The sequence below is a fragment of the Bradyrhizobium sp. CB1717 genome (genome assembly GCF_029714325.1).
Classification (GTDB): domain Bacteria; phylum Pseudomonadota; class Alphaproteobacteria; order Rhizobiales; family Xanthobacteraceae; genus Bradyrhizobium.
In genome coordinates this window covers 5847235-5862786 of record NZ_CP121666.1, presented here as the reverse complement: position 1 = coordinate 5862786, position 15552 = coordinate 5847235, and the positions used below count along the sequence as shown (strand labels likewise).

Sequence of the window (15552 nt, the reverse complement as noted above, 5' to 3'; positions counted from 1 at the left end):
AATGACGACCGTCCGCCTGCTTGCCGACGATCTCACCGGTGCGCTCGACACCGCTGCGGAGTTCGTCGGCCTGTGCGGACCGTTCGACGTCACCTGGCCGGAGGCACCCGCGACGTCCGGCTCCGGGAGCCTCGCGATTGACAGCGGCACCCGCGAGCGCTCGAAGGCCGAGAGCGTCGAGATCGTCGGGCGGCTCGCGCCGCAGCTTCAGGGAGCGACGATCGCCTACAAGAAGGTCGACAGCCTCCTGCGTGGGGCGTGGGCGGCCGAGCTCGGCGCCTGCCTGCGCAGCGGCCACTGGGCTTCTTGCGCGGTCGCGCCCGCCTTCGACTATCAGGGGCGCCGCACCGCTGGCGGCCAGCAATTCGCCCGCACGGTGCAAGGCGAGTGGCATCGTGTCGGTGACAATCTGCTGGACCAGTTGAGACAAGACGGCATCGAAGCCCGGCAGGGCAGCCCCGATACGCTCTCGCAAGGCGGCGTTCAGGTGTTCGATGCCGAGAGCGACATCGACCTCGATCGCGTCGTCGAGATGGGACGGCGCATGCCGGGGCCCGTGCTGTGGTGCGGAAGCGGCGGATTGGCCGGCGCGCTCGCGCGGAGTCACCGTGCCGATGCGCCGAGCCAATTGAAGCTGCCGGTGCTGGGGCTGTTCGGCTCCGACCAGCCCGCGACTGCCTCTCAGCTGGCTGCGTGCGGCGAAGCGACGATCGCGCTTGCGGAAGGCGAGGGGGCGACGCGCGTCGAGCGCAAGCTGGAAGACGACCGCGTAGCGCTGGTGAAATACTCTCTCGCCGAAGGCCTGACGCGGGCAGAGGCGGCGCGTCGGATCGCGCACGAAATGGCGGCATTGATCACGGCGCTCGAACCGCCCGGCACGCTGATCGTTGCCGGCGGCGAGACCTTGAAGGCCGCCTGTGTTGCTCTTGGCGCGCATGCGCTCGAGGTCACGGGACGTATCGTTCCCGGATTGCCGCGCTCGATCCTGCAAGGCGGGCGCTGGGCCGGCGTCGACGTCGTTTCAAAGTCCGGAGCGTTCGGCAACAGCGAGCTGTGGCGCGACCTGCTCCGGGACAATCATCTGCTCAGAATGGAGAGTCCGATATGACCTCTCGTCATCTTGCCATCACCATGGGCGATCCGGCCGGGATCGGGCCGGAGATCATCGTCAAGGCCTGTGTCGGGCTGAAGGAGCGGATCGCGAAGGGCGATCTGCGCCTGCTCGTCATCGGCAGCGGCGCGACGCTCGGTGGCGCCAAGGCCGCGCTCGGCGCCGACATTGCGATCCCGGAGGTCACGGCCGATGATCCCGAATGGCCAAACCTCTGCTACCTGCAAGCCGACGCCGAGGGTGATCCGATCACGCCCGGCGTGCTCAGCGCCGATGGCGGACGCTTCGCCTACAAGGCGATCGAGCAGGGCGTGCGCCTGACGCAGGCCGGCCGCACCGCGGCCATCGTCACCGCGCCGCTCAACAAGGAAGCCCTCAACAAGGCGGGCTATCATTTCCCCGGCCATACCGAGATGCTGGCGCATCTCACCGGCGTGCGCGGCTCGGTGATGCTGCTGGCCCATGGCAACATGCGCGTCAGCCATGTCTCGACTCATGTCGCGCTGGAGGACGTGCCGAAGCGCCTGACGCCGGAGCGGTTGCGCATGGTGATTGATCTCACCAACGACGCGTTGCATCGCCTCGGCATTGCAAAGCCCAAGATCGCGATTGCCGCGCTCAATCCGCATGCGGGCGAGGGCGGCCTGTTCGGCCGGCAGGATATCGACGTGTCGGCGCCGACGATCGCGAAAGCGGTCGCCGACGGCCTCGACGTCGTCGGCCCGGTGCCGGGCGATACCATCTTCGTCAAGCTGCGCGCCGGCCAGTTCGATGCCGCGGTCGCGATGTATCACGACCAGGGGCACATCCCGGTCAAGTTGCTCGGCTTCCAGGTCGATCCCGCGACCGGCCGCTGGCAGGAGCTCTCCGGCGTCAACATCACGCTGGGTCTGCCGATCATCCGCACTTCCGTCGATCACGGCACCGCCTTCGACATTGCCGGCAAGGGCATCGCCAACGAGCACAGCCTGATCGAGGCCATCGATTATGCCGAGCGGCTCGCCGCCGGCGCCTCCGCAGCCAAATCATGAGATCGAACGCACGATGACCAACGCCTTCACGCCCATCGAAATCCAACGTCCCACCGTCCTGGAGTTCGGCAACGGCACCATCACCGCCGCGGCGCGCTTTGCCGAGCGGATCGGCGCCAGGCGGCCGCTGGTGATCTCCGATCCCTTCAATGCGCGCCGCGTCGATACGCTGGCACTGCCGGGCGCCGTAAAGGTGTTCGGCGACGTCAAGCCCGAGCCGGACCTGCCCAATCTCGAGAAGGCGGTGGCAATGGCGAAGGAGGCCAAGCCCGATCTCGTTGTCGGCTTCGGCGGCGGCAGCGCGATGGATCTCGCCAAGCTGGTCGCGGTGATGTGCACGTCTGACGTGCCCTTTGCCGACATCGTCGGGCCGGAGAAGGTCGCCGGCCGCAGCGTCGCGCTGATGCAGATCCCGACCACGTCGGGCACCGGCAGCGAGGCCGGCACCCGCGCGCTGGTCACCGATCCCGTCAGCCAGAACAAGCAGGCGGTGCAGAGCCGCTTCATGCTCGCCGACATCGCCATCGTCGATCCTGACCTGACCATGACCGTGCCGAAGGAGGTCACTGCGGCAACCGGCGTCGATGCGCTGGCGCATTGCGTCGAGGCCTACACCAGCCGCAAGGCGCATCCGACGATCGACCTTTATGCGCTCGAAGGCGCCCGGCTGGTCGGACGCTATCTCAAGCGCGCGGTAGCGGATGGCAGCGACCGCGAGGCGCGCGCCGGCCTGTCCCTGGCCTCGCTCTATGGCGGCTATTGCCTGGGACCGGTAAATACCACCGCGGGCCACGCGGTGGCCTATCCGCTCGGCACGCGCCATCATGTTGCGCATGGCCTCGCCTGTGCGGTGATCTTCCCGCACACGCTGGCCTTCAACATGCCCGCGGTGGAGGAGAAGACCGTTGCGGTGCTGGGTGCGCTAGGGCTGCCCCAGCAACGCGATCCGAATCTCGCATTCGAGGCGACCTACGCGTTCTGCAAGGATCTCGGCATCGAGATGCGGCTGTCCGCGCTCGGCGTGCCCAAAAACGACCTCGGCGTGATGGCCGATGAGGCGCACGCCATCCGCCGCCTGCTCGACAACAATCCACGCGATCTCGGCCGGGATGCGATCCTGAACATGTACGAGGTCGCGTTCTAGCTACGCCCCGCCGCGCGCGGCCAATCAACAACACGATGAAAGTAGAGGAAATTTCGATGAGATCGATGTGGCTTGGTCTTGTGTCGGCAGTGCTGCTGGCGACGTCGCCGGTGCAGGCGCAGGATGGCTATCCGTCCAAGCAGGTGACGGTGATCGTTCCGTTCGCCGCCGGCGGTACCGCTGATATTTTCGCGCGCATGGTCTCGAACCATTTGCAGGTGAAGCTCGGCAAGCCCTTCGTGGTGGAGAATGTCGGCGGCGCCGGCTCGATCCTCGGCGTGACGCGGCTGGCGAAATCGGCGCCGGATGGCATCACGCTCGGTCTTGCCAGCACCTCCGCGCTTGCGATCAATCCGTCGCTCTATGGCCCGAAGCTGAGCTACCAGCCGGACAAGGATTTGGTGCCGGTTGCCCAGATCAGCGTCGTGCCCAACGTGCTCGTAGTGAATCCCAACAAGGTCGCGGCGCGCACCGTGCCGGAGCTGATCGCCTACCTCAAAGCAAACCCGGACAAGGTCTCGTTCGGCTCCGCCGGCGTCGGCACCTCGCAGCATCTGGCGGGCGAGCTGTTTCAGCAGATGACCGGCACCAAGATGGTGCACGTGCCCTACAAGGGCTCGAGCCAGATGCTGACGGATCTGCTTAGCGGCCAGATCGATCTCGCCTTCGACAACGTGCCGCTGCTGCTGCCGCAGGTGAAGACCGGCCAGCTCGCGATGCTGGCGACGGCAACGCCCAAGCGCGCGGACTTCGATCCGCAGGTCCCCGCGGTCGCCGAATTCCTGCCGGGCTTCGAGGCCGTGGCCTGGCATGGCTTCTTTGTCCCTGCGGGCACGCCGAAGCCGATCGTCGAGAAGCTCTCCGCGGAGATCCGCGCCTTCATGCAGCAGCCGGAGACGGTGCAGAAGATGGCCGAGCTCGGTGCCACCGCGGTCGCGGTGGATTCGGAGCCGTTCGCAGCCTACATCGCCGCGGAAACGGCACGCTGGAAGAAGGTGATCGAAGCGGCGAACATCAAGCTGGAGTAGGCGCGCAGCGTTGCTGGTCTTGCGATACCCGAGACGGGACGGATCACGCCGCTTCTGCGCGGTCCGTCCCCAAACGTGCGTTGCCCGTTTACACGGCGGGATCCTGGAACGTGCAACTGACGCCGATCGGGCCGTTTGGAGTCTCCTGCCGCAGCTCCGGACGCGACACGATGACGGTGCGCTCAGGATCGGCAAAAGTCTCCCGCATCTCGATCATGAGCGCGTTGTCTTCGAGCGTCATCATGCGGCCCGATCCGATCGCTCCGTCCGCAGCGCGGGCCACGCAGTACCTGAAGTTTACGGGATCATAGTCTGGAAGCGGGAACAGATCGCGGCTCTTCGGGTCTGTCGGCCGCTCCATGACCCATTGCACGGATGATCCGAGCGGCTCGATTTCGCCAGGCGGTGGTGGGGCCAGAAACGAGCGGAACTCGCCGGTGCTCTGGTTCTTGATGAAATAGAGAATGTCACCGCTGACCTGGACCGCCAGGCCGGCGAGGATCTTATGGCCTGTCTCGATTGCCAAATTGTCGATCAACGTGATCGCTTGTGGCTCCGGTGGCGCTGCTGCCGACTTGCCGGTCGCCTCGTCCGGCTGCGTGTTGTGCCACCAATCCCACCACGCAAAGTGCTTGGGCTTGCGATCGGGCCAGTGGCCGGTGCCGATCTGAGGCAGGGAAACATTCGGTAGCACGCCGTTGCGGCCGTCGAGCCCCACCCACAGCAGCGATTTTGGATCGTCCGCGTGCGTCCCCAGGGCCGACACGGATGGCCGACGCACGTCCGGCACATTCCATCCGGCCGCCGCAAAGACGATCTGCTGGGGCCAGGGTGTGGAAATGAGCGCCCCCGACCAATTCAGCATCGATTGAAGCGCTCCCCCGGTGGACGGGGGATCGATGTCGGCGAAGGTCGGCTGCTTTGCCGAAAACGGGGCCGAGACGAGCTCTGTCCAGAACTGGAACAGCTCCGGCTCCGTGACAACATCCGGCTTTTGCGGAATGCCGTAGCGATCGAGCTCGGCGGGGGACGCATTGAGAAGGTCGAAGCCGGCGGGCACGACCTCGTAGAGGCCGCACCGATCAGTCCCGGACATTTTTCTCTCCCGCGGAGATGCCGGCGTCCTTCCCATCGTCGAACACGCCGGTGTTCTCCCACTCGGCCTTGGCGTTGTCGACGAGCTTCGTGAACTTCGGCAGATACTCCCTGTCCAGGAGAATCTTGTCGATGATCGCGCCTGCGAGCTTCACCCCGGCCTTCGTATCGGACGGATAGTGAAGCCCGGCGATTTCCCGGTTCCGCGAAATCCGGTCGGCAAGAGCGCCCAGCGTCTTGTCGATCGTTGTCCGCCCCGCGAAGCCCGGGATGGGATCGGAGAAGCCGAGAGTTTGCGGCATGACTTTGCTCAGAAGCGCTGCGAAGACGTGGGCCTGAGTGGCGTGACCGCTCGGGAAGGACGCATGCCCGCCGTGCTGGATCGGCGACATGAAGCCGGGGACCACCTGCGTGGGGCGCGGGCGATTGAAATGCGCCTTGTAGTGCATGGTGATCAGCGCGGTGAGCGCATCAGCGACGATCAGCATGCGCGAGGTCGCGGGGTGTGTCGTCGCCGTCGCGGACACGAGATGCAGGAACTTGCTGATGAACTCGTCGGCCTCGGTAACGATCTCATCCATAGCGGTCGCGCGTTCATTGACGGCCATGTTTCTCAATATGGCAATGTCGTCGTCGAGAGCCGCTGCCCATGGGGTTGGGCCCTTGCCGAGCAGGGCAAATTCGCCGAGCCGCTTGAGCCAATCTGCCTGGCTGGCAAGATCGGACATCACGACCCACGAATACCACCGTGTCGACCACAGCCTCATGCCGAAGCCGGTGGCATCGAACCTTGCGCCCTTGACGTCGCGCTCGCTGACGAACGGGCGATCGACGCGGTCGGCGAACATGGCACCGCCCGATCCGCTGGTGCCGCCGTATCCTCCATAGCCCCCGTAGCCTCCATAACCCCCGTAGCCGCCATAACCGCCGTAACCGCCATATCCTCCGTATCCGCCCGCCATATGAGCCTCCTCTGTCAGGACTTGTTGGTGTTGCCTTGGGTGGTTCCGTGCCGAAGTGCCGGGGCCAGCCGTGCGAGCGCGGCTTCGATGCGCGCCAGCGCCGGCTTCGGCCATGGTGACCTCGCGATCCATTTCATGTCGAGCTCGCCGGCCGTCATGAGTGGCCCCGCGAAAGTCTGTGCATCGTCGAGACGTCCGCTTTCCACGAGCGCAGCGACGAGAACGCGCAGGTTCACCTGGTTGCTCGGCAGCAGCGTCGCGACCCGCCTCGCGTGTTCGATGGCCGAGTTGAGGTCGTTCATGGCAAAGTGAGCCTGAGCCGAGATCATCTCCGCAAACCACGCGTGCCTGTCTCGCGGCGAAAGACGCAGATTGAACGCGGCATCGCCGAGTGCGTCTTCATAGTGTTCGCAGCGAACATGCACGGCGGCACGATATGCGAATGCGAGCGCGAGGTTCGGGGTGAGCTCGATGGCGCGGTCGAGCTGTTTGAGGGCGCCGACATGGTCGTGCTTGCATTGCGACAGCGTGTAGCCGCCGACGGCATTGGCGAGCGGATCGGCCGAATTGCGCTCCAGCGCTCGTTCGGCGAGCGCTCGCGCGGTGTCGAGCTCGTTCGGCGCATTCGCGGACCACCCGCGGGCCACGCGCTGCATGTGCCAGATGGCGCTGTAGGACAGAGGTGGCGCCCAATTGGGGCTGAGGATGTGCGCCCGCTCGAAGTTGGTGCGCGCCGTCACGAATGTCGTGTAGTCCGGGCTGAACATCTGGTCGTAGCCGACCAGGGCCAACTGGTAGGCATCGAGATCGTCGGGCCGTTTTTGCATTGCGCGATGTAGCTCCCGGTCGCGAACTTGAGGCGCCAGCGAGCGTATGACCTCGACGGCAATGCGGTCCTGCAGGTCGAAGACGTCGGCCGCAGTCCCGCTGAGGCGATCGACACGAACGACTTCGACCGTCTCGGCGGCAACGAGTTCGGTCGAGATCCGGATCTGGTCGCCGGCGCGTTGAATGCTTCCGTGCAGCAGATATTGCGCATTGAGATCGCGGCCGATCGCGCGCAGATCCGGTGTCTGCGACATCGGGATCATGGTCGACCCGCGCGAGATCACGAACAGCTCTTTCAGGCTCGACAGGGCCTGCACGACGCTGTCGACGATGCCGATCGTGAATTGGGGCTCGAGCGTCGGCGACAGCGCGCGGAAGGGGAGGACGGCGACCGATGGCCGGCTGGCGGCAAATCCGGCCAGGCCAAGTGCGGGGGCCGCCGCAGAAGATACGACCGGTCGCGTGACTGTCTCGGGTTGTTGCTGTCGCAGGCTGGCAATCAGCTCCTGCGTGAGCTTGTGCGGCTCGATGTCGTAGATGTCTTCTAGCTGGCGCCAGAGCCGCGCATAGATCGCGAGCGCGGCACCGATGCTTCCGGCCGCGATGTGGCTCCTGATGAGAACGCGAATGGCGCGCTCGTTCTCGGAATCCAACCGGTAGATGGCCTTTGCCGCAGCCTCCGCGGTGGGCGTGACATCGGCTTGGCCCTCATCGGGAAGCAGCCTCGTGAGGGCATCGATCAGCCGTTCGTGGATCAGCGGTCGCGTCTCTGCAAGCCAATCCGAAAATGCGGGATCGACATTCTCTAGGTCGTCGAGAATGTCGTCGGTCAGGCGTTCGTGTGCAAACAGGATGGGATGGACGACGCCGCGCTCGGCATCTGCGATGATTTCCGTCAGGTCACAAGCGACGTGTTCGATATCGAGTGCCACGTGCATCTGATCGGCATGGAAATGCGTGCAGCCGTGAGTCTTCAGTTCGCGTTGGATCTGGCTCAGCGATTGACGCAGCGAACCCTTGGCGAGCGGGTCTTCCTTCTCGCTCCAGAGCAGGCCGACCAGTTTCGTCCTGGGCAACTGGCGGGCGGAGGAGAGCATCATGTAGCCGAGAAGCGCTTGCGCCTTTCGGCCGAGCGCGATCTCGTGTCCGTCCACCGCTGCTGAAAATGTGCCGATGATATTCAGCCGGAGGCGGCCGGTCTCGCTTCCGCCTGTGGCCTTGTCGCCGCCAACTCCCGCCATCTCGTCCCATCCCCCGTCGACATCGTCGACGACAATGCAGGAGGGCAGGTCCCGGGAGCTTAGGCTTGGTGAAATGCAGATAATCGGTTCGCGTTGTCCGCGAAGCCAATGACGCGTGAGCTCAGGAATGCAGCCCGCCGGATCTGGTGCAATGCAGAAATCGTACATCTTGGGTTGTCAGACGGTCAAGGGTTGCTGAACGATCGGAATGCGACCTTGCGGGCAAAATGAAAATCGCTCCTCACTTGGAGCCGACGCGCGTGAAATGAGCGTGAATGGCGAGTTTTCGCTCACCTGCACCAAGCGCGCGATGCGGTCGCAAGCCGTCGGCAACTCACACGCGAGTACGGTCTGACCTGGTCGCCGGCCGACATGTGTCGCGGTCCGGCACAAGCTCAGCCAGTCCCGATCGGTATCGTGTGGTGGCAAGCTTGTGGTCTTCGCCGCGGGAAGCTTGCCGGTTCGCCCGATTCACGGGCCATTCACGTTGCGCTTCGCTTCGCCCGCCTATGGTTCGCCCGCGATCGCAGGATCGCGCAACTTGGCGAGGGAGAGGTGCATCATGACTGTCCTGCTGAGAAACACCTTCAAGGCCTGGATCGACCGCGCACCCGGGGCGCCGCCCAGGCTGATCATGATTGGCGACGTGCGGGTCCCGAGCAATGGCTGGCAGGCCCGCCTGACCAGGCGCTCACCGCAGGGGATCAATCCGAAGATCCTGATCCTCGACATGAATGCGGAGCAGCCCGCCGACGCCGCGCAGGAGGAGATCACCACGATCCCGCTCCGCTACGAGGAGAGCCCGCCGCAGGACGAATATGGTCAGGTGATGATCGCCCATGGCCGGGGCGAAATCGTCGTCAGCATCGGCCGCATGCATTAGCGGAAGGTTCGCTCCGATCGTATCCCGGTCCCATCATTGGGCTGAAGAGCCATCCACCGGAGCGCTTGCCAGCCCAGATGCGAGCGGGTAGAAGGCTGCCACGCCTGAGCCGTGATTTGCGCCAAACGCGCTTCCGGCCACAGTCGGACAAATCAGTAAGTCATTGAATTTGTTCGACTATTCCGTTGGGGAATGGTGTAACGGTAGCACAACAGACTCTGACTCTGTTTGTCTTGGTTCGAATCCAGGTTCCCCAGCCAGCGCCTAAAAAACTGAAATACCTAGCAAAATTTCGATTTTCATCGCTCCGATTTTGCGATTTTTATGTTGCGCCTGTTGCGCATAATTCCTTAGCGTTTTCAATGATTCCGCTGCACTCCCGGCAAATCGGCGCAACATGAGGCGCAACATGCGAGACACGGAAGGACTGTCAACTAATTGTTGACGCGCTGTAAGCTTTTTGCTTACATGCTGTCGGAATGATCAAGAGCTTCAAACATAAGGCTCTTGCCGAACTCTTCGAAAAGGGAACGGCGGCCAAGATCGATGCCAAGATGCACAAGCGCATCCTCGTTCGGCTCGACGTGCTCGACAGCGCGACGACGCCGCAGGATATGGACCGACCCGGGTATGATTTCCATCCGCTGCGTGGGTTGCCAAGACGCTATTCGGTGCACGTCAATGGTCCTTGGTGCCTTACGTTCGAATTCGAGGGAACCGACGCCTACCGCGTCGACTTTGAACAATATCACTGAGAGGTGCAGCCATGACCGAGTATAAGGCGATCCGAGACAGGAACCGCGCGCCTTCTCATCCTGGCGCGGCGATCGATGATATCCTCGCCGACGTACGGGTGTCTAAGACGCAGGTCGCAGACCGGCTCGGTATTTCTCGTCAGCATCTGCATGACATTCTTGCCGGAAACAAGCCGCTTTCTGCTTCGGTTGCGGTCAGGGTTGCGGCCCTATTCGGCGGCAGCGCCGAGTCTTGGCTGCGCATGCAAGCGGCCTACGATGCATGGCATGCAGCTAGAGAGGTAGACGTTTCACACATCAGGCGCCTCGAAGTCGCCTGATATCAAATCCGCAATTCCCAGCTTTCCGAGCTGCGCTGGTTCGCCACGTAGAAGCAGCCCTGCATCACCGAGAGTAGCAAATCGTCATGGTGCGATTGCGCCGCGTTCCAGGTGGGCCGGCCGGTCGACGTCAATTGCCGCTCGAAATTCTTGACCTCATCGCGGAACGCTTTCGCTGCGTCGGTGTCGCCGATCACATGAACTTGTCGGGCGTCGACCAGTGCTTCGTAGTGCTCGACCAGCAACGTTTTCGGCACCGACCACGACCGGCCGTCGGTCTTGATGAGTTCGTTTCCGCCCGTGATGGTGATCCGGTGCGGGTAGAGCATCTCGGCGTCGAAGAATTCTAAGGCGGCATTTCCGACGCCGGTTGAGTCGACCACCACGCGGGGCTTAACGCCAAGCGTATTTTCAATCCGCTTGAGCGCTTCCCGCGTCTCGCGGGCGACGGTGGCATAAGGTGTTTTCAGCGGGATCTTGTAGAGGTCGAGAACGCGATAGACGATCAGCTCTTTCTCGCGCGAGCGTTGCTTTTTGACATCGTCCAGCCATTGGCCCGTGCCGGTCACAACATGGTTGATGAGGCTGGCCGCGCTGTTGTCCGAGAGCTTCCCCAAGTCAACCGACAGCACCCAGCGATCGATTTCACGGGCGGGGATGTCGCCCGGTAGACGGGATTCGCTCTCTTTGCGTTGCTTCGACGCTTCGATCATCTCGGCTAGCGTGGGCATATTGATTTGACGGGCTCGAATATCACCCGGTAGACGTGCGTCATTCGTTTCTCGATCTTTCGACGCTTCGATCATCTCGGCTAGCGTGGGCATAGCAGGTTGAGTCCTTTCAGGTCGTTGTCGAACATTGCGTCAATGCCGGCTACATCAAAGGCGGCGTCTTCGGACGGCAGCCAGGCCAACTCGAATTCTTGGCTAAATTTCCGCTGGCCCAGCAATTGGCGCTGATCCTCGATAAACTGCGGGTCGGCACTGAGCCGTTTCGATTTCCACCACGGCACTTCGATGCGATGCCAGGACGGGTCACCGTTGTGCCAAAGGTCGTGCCAAAAATTCTTGTCGCCGTTCGGTGTGCTGAGAAGGATCGTTTGTGGGTTCTCGACGCCGGCCTGCATCGGGGCCAGCGCGGTCAGGATGTCGCCGGCATCAGGGATAAATCCAACTTCGTCGAGGACCAGGCAGGCCACGGCCGAAAGACCCCTTACCGTGGCGGGGTCACTTGGAAGGGCGATCACGCGGGATTTATTTTCGAGCTCAATCCGAGTCACGGAGTCGCCGACCAGGCACGGCGTGTTCGGGTCGGTGCGGGACAGCCGGTCGTGCAGCCCTTTTATGGCTCGCACAAACTCCGAACTCTGACGTTGTGCTGGGCCGCCTATGACGGAAAGGCTGCCCGGGATCGAGACGGCGGTTTGCAGGCCGATCAGGGCGGCCGTGGTGCTCTTTCCTGACTGCCGGCTACAGGACGCGGCAACCTTCCGCGGGCGCTTCCGTAGCCATGCCGACTGCCACCCCTCAGCGATCAGGCCGCAGTCCAAGGCGAAAAGGCTCGGGTCGACCAGGCGAGCGATGTCCAGTGCGATGCTCATGCGGGCGCCGGCACCGGACAGCGCGGCAATGGCACCGGGCATGGGGGCAATTCAGGCTCGGCGGACACTTCCACAAATTCCGCCTCTATGGGCTCTGGGGCGGCCGGCTGCGGCGGGGCTATCTGTGCGGCCGCTTCCGCTTCGCCCGCATGCAGCGCGGCCGCAACGGTCTGGCGGTGCTCTGCGGGGATGGTGGCCAGTGCGGCCAGGAGGCGCTTCCGGAACGACAGGTAGTCAGCGCTCAGCAACACGTGCTGATGCGTATGGCTGATCTGGGTGGCAGCAAACCGGCCGATGATCTTGGCGCCGAGCGTCAGGTTGCGCCCGATCGCCGCTTCGGCCGCGATGGCGCCCGTCACGTCGCCGCCGTCACGGCACTGGTCGGCCAGCATGAACAGGCGAGCGCGCTGCTTGATGACGGCCGCCAGGACGCCCTCGCGCTCGACGTCGGCAAGCTTGTCGTATCCAAGGCCGCTGTCATCGGCCGCTGCGGCCGTGAGCAGAGCGGCGCGCTGTTGCGGCGTCAGGTGGTTCTTGGCATGGGCGGCAACGCTCCTGGCCGGAACGCCGAAGCGCTGTGCGATGCTGGCGTAGGAATGGCCGGACACAATGGCCAGGTCGATCGCATCGCGCCCGTGCGGCGAAAGGCATACGCCACACCGGCCAGCGCCGGGCTTGAGTTTGGGGATGTCGGGATTTCTGCGCATGTGGGTGAGAATGTTGCGGATTTTTGTACCATATCGCATAAAACAGATTTACGCAACACCGGCGCAACACGACAATATAACTTATTGATATTATTTGTATTTTTTATAGACTAACAGATAGATATTCGGTTGTTCAGCCCGGAATGACGCGCAAACCGGGCCGAATCCCAGCATGTTTTGATGATTGTGTTCGCCCGATTCAAGCATCGTCCGCGACCGGCGGATAAGGCGTTCGAACGCCAAGCTCAGCGAGGATTGCCTGCACCTTCGCCCGTTCCTCCGGAAGCAGCACAGAGCGGTCGTCCAGCTCGGTCGCGAGCGCCATCGTCGTCCGCGTCACAAAATCCATGTCCGGCTTTTTCATTTTCATACTGTCAACCTTTTGTTGAAGTGCCGCTCGATTGCGACCAGTGCATCAGAGCACGGGACGGACCATACGTCACGACTTGATCTCAAGTATTTTTCGTTTAAGCTATTGAAATCGCTTATGTTTATTGTCAACATAACGAGGGCGCACACACAGGGGACAAAGGACAATGTCGGACAAATGTCGGACAAATGTCCAGGGACACGAGGGACAGACAAGACAACCACCCATAGGGGTTGTCCTTGTTGTCCTTGTCCGACCATTTCAGCGTACCGGAACGAGCGGTAATTGACCGGCCGGAATATTCGACACCGGCGGCGGAGCCTTTCCTGCCCCGTGGTCGATAATTCGGACAAATCCGTCAATGACCAGGATGATGCCTTCGGCGATCAGGTTCACTTGCCGATTGTGCAAATCTCGCGTCGGCTTGGCAGCGTCGGGTGACACTCCGCCGTGTTTGAAGCAGGCGTCCAGCCATTCATTGATTGTAACGCACCGCGCGCCACCCATTTCCGACCGCGACTGTCCTACCGCCTTAAGCGCCTCGCCGAGCGCCTGCAGCGCCAGCTTGTCGTGGTTGGTCAGCTTTTTCGGTTTGCCGCCAGCCAACCCTGCGATCCCCTCATTCAGGCGAGCCACGACAAGGCTATTTCCGGTGCTCTGATATTCGACCAAGCGATACCATCCGTCCGGGCCGTCTTTCATCTTTGCGCAACTGATCCGACCACGGCGCAGCGGATCGCGTTTCGGATCGCCGTCGCGCTCGACCAGGAACATGAAATCGGACGATGCGCCGAAATAGACCGAACCGTATGCCTCGCCAGATTTATTGACATGATGGACGCCAACGGCGACGCCTCCGCCGATCTCGCCCAATTGCTGCAGGCGCTCCATAAATCCAGTGATGGATTTTCCCTCGTTGAAATCCTCACCCGGCAACGCGCGGCCGACCGTGTCGACCACGGCCATTTTGAACGCGCGACCGGCGCCGGCAACGGCTGCTTTCAGATCCTCGAACTGGCTGGCGTCGCCAAGGTTCGCGGGCGACCGCATGAATATCAATCGATCGGTATCAGCGGTTATGCCGTGATGCGCCTTGAACGCGTCAACGCGTTCCCTGAAACCGCTGGCGCCCTCCCTGGCGATATACAGGACGTCGATCGGTTGGCCGGGCAATTTCGTGCCGTGCCACTCGGGCAGGCCGTAAACCAGATGCAGAATCAAATCGAAAATGATGAAGGATTTTCCGCCGGCATATTCGCCATAGAACAACCCGACTCCCTGTTCGGGAATCCATCCGTCCACAAGCCACTTCGCGACCGGCAAGCGGCGGAGGTCTGACAGCGTCTCGAACAGGAAGCGCGGCGCTGCATCGACCACGGCGGGCAGGTTGGCAATTGCAGGAGTCCAGTCGATTTTATCCCGGATCGTGTGCGGGCAACCGGCTTCATTGACCATGTGCCGCAGCGTGCCGATTCCGATACCGTCACCGGGAGTGTACGAATACCAACGGTTGAACGCCGATTTGTCGACGGTCCGACCGTGACAGATGCGGCTGAAAAGACTCAATCCGGGATCGTCACCGAATTCGTCACGCAATGCCATGCCAGCTTTGCGCCAACTCTCGTCATTGGTGATTTTGTTGTTCTCTATCATCCAATCCAGCGCGCGGCGCGTGTTATCGGGGCAGGCTTTTCCGCGCGGCGTTGCAACTGCGGCGCGTTCGCGCGGCGTTTCCCAATGCGGTGCCAGGATGGCGCGCAGGTCGGCAACGCCTGTCCACTTGTCCCAAGGCTGCTTGACGGTGACGGGCTGGGGCTCGCGCGATCGACCGCGCTTTAGCTTGCTCGCGTTCGGCCAATTCAGCGCGCCGGGAACGCGCCACACGTGTCCGATATCGTTCGCGGCGTCGGCGCCGGTCGCGCGCTTGATGGCGTTGCCGAACGCTTTCGCCTCATCGGGCGGCAACGGTCGGTCAAGGAATAGGAAGTGTTGCAAATTGCCGCTGCTCGATTCGATGATGCAATCGGCCGGCAGCGGTGATGTCGGGGCGGCCCTGCCCTTGTCCGAGTCGCCATCGATGACAAAGCCGAATACCGCGGCGATATCCTTTTCGGCGCGCGTGCCCGGTTCGACGTCAGACTTAAAGACAACGAGCGGCGCATAAACGTTGTGATGCGGCATGCCATCGAATTGCATCGCGGCCTGAGCCATGCCCTCATGGTCACCGATGGCGAAATGCTGCACGCTGGTGACGCGCTCGCCAGTGTCCGGGTCCTCACCGTAGACCGCTAGGCACAGTTTACCGTTGGGGACGTTGGCGCGGGCTGCGGCGTGGTGCAGATGCGAGAAATGGGTGCGGATAGCGGTGGGATCGAAATTGCTAGTTGCCACAGCAACGTTTTCACGGTATTGATCGGTCATTGATTTTGCAGCCTCCAACGCTGCGGATCACAAGGTTACAGAACCCCGCGCTGCCA

At 62.7% G+C, this 15552-nt stretch carries 15 protein-coding genes and 1 tRNA gene; 8 read left to right on the top strand and 8 right to left on the bottom strand.

Annotated features, from left to right (window positions below; translation table 11 throughout):
* Position 1: 1 nt before the first annotated feature.
* The 4 genes from QA649_RS28005 to QA649_RS27990 are packed head-to-tail and all read left to right on the top strand — an operon-like array spanning position 2 to position 4314.
* On the top strand, positions 2-1108 hold the full coding sequence (locus QA649_RS28005) for a four-carbon acid sugar kinase family protein (protein ID WP_283020024.1): 1107 nt from the start codon (positions 2-4) through the stop codon (positions 1106-1108).
* On the top strand, positions 1105-2142 hold the full coding sequence (gene pdxA / locus QA649_RS28000) for a 4-hydroxythreonine-4-phosphate dehydrogenase PdxA (protein ID WP_283020023.1): 1038 nt from the start codon (positions 1105-1107) through the stop codon (positions 2140-2142). The genes QA649_RS28005 and pdxA overlap by 4 nt, the downstream gene beginning before the upstream one ends.
* A 13-nt stretch (positions 2143-2155) precedes the next feature.
* The gene (locus QA649_RS27995; protein ID WP_283020022.1) at positions 2156-3286 is read left to right on the top strand and encodes an iron-containing alcohol dehydrogenase; all 1131 of its coding nucleotides are present in this window, start codon (positions 2156-2158) and stop codon (positions 3284-3286) included.
* A gap of 56 nt (positions 3287-3342) precedes the next feature.
* The gene (locus QA649_RS27990; protein WP_283020021.1) at positions 3343-4314 is read left to right on the top strand and encodes a tripartite tricarboxylate transporter substrate binding protein; all 972 of its coding nucleotides are present in this window, start codon (positions 3343-3345) and stop codon (positions 4312-4314) included.
* 88 nt (positions 4315-4402) lie between these two features.
* On the opposite strand, the gene QA649_RS27985 is transcribed toward QA649_RS27990, so the two are convergent.
* Genes QA649_RS27985 through QA649_RS27975 form a run of 3 tightly spaced genes read right to left on the bottom strand, consistent with a single transcriptional unit; the run spans position 4403 to position 8440 of the window.
* A complete protein-coding gene (locus tag QA649_RS27985) occupies positions 4403-5374 on the bottom strand; it encodes a G1 family glutamic endopeptidase (protein WP_283020020.1) in 972 nt (323 codons plus the stop codon).
* 22 nt (positions 5375-5396) lie between these two features.
* Positions 5397-6485 (bottom strand): phosphatase PAP2 family protein, encoded by a 1089-nt coding sequence (locus QA649_RS27980; protein ID WP_283020019.1) that lies wholly within the window; start codon positions 6483-6485, stop codon positions 5397-5399.
* Positions 6386-8440 (bottom strand): BTAD domain-containing putative transcriptional regulator, encoded by a 2055-nt coding sequence (locus tag QA649_RS27975; RefSeq protein ID WP_283020018.1) that lies wholly within the window; start codon positions 8438-8440, stop codon positions 6386-6388. Before QA649_RS27975 ends, QA649_RS27980 begins: the two co-directional genes overlap by 100 nt.
* Positions 8441-9002: 562 nt before the next feature.
* Here QA649_RS27975 and QA649_RS27970 point away from each other — a divergent pair.
* The 4 genes from QA649_RS27970 to QA649_RS27955 all read left to right on the top strand — a co-directional run bounded on the left by QA649_RS27970 (position 9003) and on the right by QA649_RS27955 (position 10398).
* Positions 9003-9323, top strand: a complete 321-nt coding sequence (locus QA649_RS27970; protein ID WP_283020017.1) for a hypothetical protein — start codon at positions 9003-9005, stop codon at positions 9321-9323.
* A gap of 186 nt (positions 9324-9509) precedes the next feature.
* Positions 9510-9583, top strand: a tRNA-Gln gene (locus QA649_RS27965).
* A gap of 219 nt (positions 9584-9802) precedes the next feature.
* A complete protein-coding gene (locus QA649_RS27960) occupies positions 9803-10078 on the top strand; it encodes a type II toxin-antitoxin system RelE/ParE family toxin (RefSeq protein ID WP_283020016.1) in 276 nt (91 codons plus the stop codon).
* An 11-nt stretch (positions 10079-10089) separates the two neighbouring features.
* Positions 10090-10398 (top strand): HigA family addiction module antitoxin, encoded by a 309-nt coding sequence (locus tag QA649_RS27955; RefSeq protein WP_283020015.1) that lies wholly within the window; start codon positions 10090-10092, stop codon positions 10396-10398.
* 2 nt (positions 10399-10400) lie between these two features.
* Here the strand turns inward: QA649_RS27955 and QA649_RS27950 are convergent, their stop codons facing one another.
* The 5 genes from QA649_RS27950 to QA649_RS27930 form a co-directional block, all read right to left on the bottom strand.
* On the bottom strand, positions 10401-11222 hold the full coding sequence (locus QA649_RS27950; protein ID WP_283020014.1) for a hypothetical protein: 822 nt from the start codon (positions 11220-11222) through the stop codon (positions 10401-10403).
* Positions 11210-12040 carry a terminase gene (locus QA649_RS27945; RefSeq protein WP_283020013.1) on the bottom strand — a complete coding sequence of 277 codons (831 nt, stop codon included), beginning with the start codon at positions 12038-12040 and terminating at the stop codon, positions 11210-11212. The genes QA649_RS27950 and QA649_RS27945 overlap by 13 nt, the downstream gene beginning before the upstream one ends.
* Positions 11995-12744, bottom strand: coding sequence for a hypothetical protein (locus tag QA649_RS27940; protein WP_283020012.1), 750 nt, complete (start codon positions 12742-12744; stop codon positions 11995-11997). The genes QA649_RS27945 and QA649_RS27940 overlap by 46 nt, the downstream gene beginning before the upstream one ends.
* Positions 12745-12904: 160 nt before the next feature.
* Positions 12905-13069: a hypothetical protein gene (locus QA649_RS27935; RefSeq protein WP_283020011.1), complete on the bottom strand. Its 165-nt coding sequence runs from the start codon at positions 13067-13069 to the stop codon at positions 12905-12907.
* A gap of 267 nt (positions 13070-13336) precedes the next feature.
* Positions 13337-15496: an AAA family ATPase gene (locus QA649_RS27930; protein ID WP_283020010.1), complete on the bottom strand. Its 2160-nt coding sequence runs from the start codon at positions 15494-15496 to the stop codon at positions 13337-13339.
* Positions 15497-15552: the final 56 nt, after the last annotated feature.

Bases quoted from the DNA above. Each gene is read 5' to 3' on its own strand.
- QA649_RS28005 (WP_283020024.1), top strand. From the start codon at position 2: ATGACGACCGTCCGCCTGCTTGCCGACGATCTCACCGGTGCGCTCGAC.
- pdxA (WP_283020023.1), top strand. From the start codon at position 1,105: ATGACCTCTCGTCATCTTGCCATCACCATGGGCGATCCGGCCGGGATC.
- QA649_RS27995 (WP_283020022.1), top strand. From the start codon at position 2,156: ATGACCAACGCCTTCACGCCCATCGAAATCCAACGTCCCACCGTCCTG.
- QA649_RS27990 (WP_283020021.1), top strand. From the start codon at position 3,343: ATGAGATCGATGTGGCTTGGTCTTGTGTCGGCAGTGCTGCTGGCGACG.
- QA649_RS27980 (WP_283020019.1), bottom strand. From the start codon at position 6,485: ATGGCCGAAGCCGGCGCTGGCGCGCATCGAAGCCGCGCTCGCACGGCT.
- QA649_RS27975 (WP_283020018.1), bottom strand. From the start codon at position 8,440: ATGGCGGGAGTTGGCGGCGACAAGGCCACAGGCGGAAGCGAGACCGGC.
- QA649_RS27970 (WP_283020017.1), top strand. From the start codon at position 9,003: ATGACTGTCCTGCTGAGAAACACCTTCAAGGCCTGGATCGACCGCGCA.
- QA649_RS27960 (WP_283020016.1), top strand. From the start codon at position 9,803: ATGATCAAGAGCTTCAAACATAAGGCTCTTGCCGAACTCTTCGAAAAG.
- QA649_RS27955 (WP_283020015.1), top strand. From the start codon at position 10,090: ATGACCGAGTATAAGGCGATCCGAGACAGGAACCGCGCGCCTTCTCAT.
- QA649_RS27950 (WP_283020014.1), bottom strand. From the start codon at position 11,222: ATGCCCACGCTAGCCGAGATGATCGAAGCGTCGAAAGATCGAGAAACG.
- QA649_RS27945 (WP_283020013.1), bottom strand. From the start codon at position 12,040: ATGCCCGGTGCCATTGCCGCGCTGTCCGGTGCCGGCGCCCGCATGAGC.
- QA649_RS27940 (WP_283020012.1), bottom strand. From the start codon at position 12,744: ATGCGATATGGTACAAAAATCCGCAACATTCTCACCCACATGCGCAGA.
- QA649_RS27935 (WP_283020011.1), bottom strand. From the start codon at position 13,069: ATGAAAAAGCCGGACATGGATTTTGTGACGCGGACGACGATGGCGCTC.
- QA649_RS27930 (WP_283020010.1), bottom strand. From the start codon at position 15,496: ATGACCGATCAATACCGTGAAAACGTTGCTGTGGCAACTAGCAATTTC.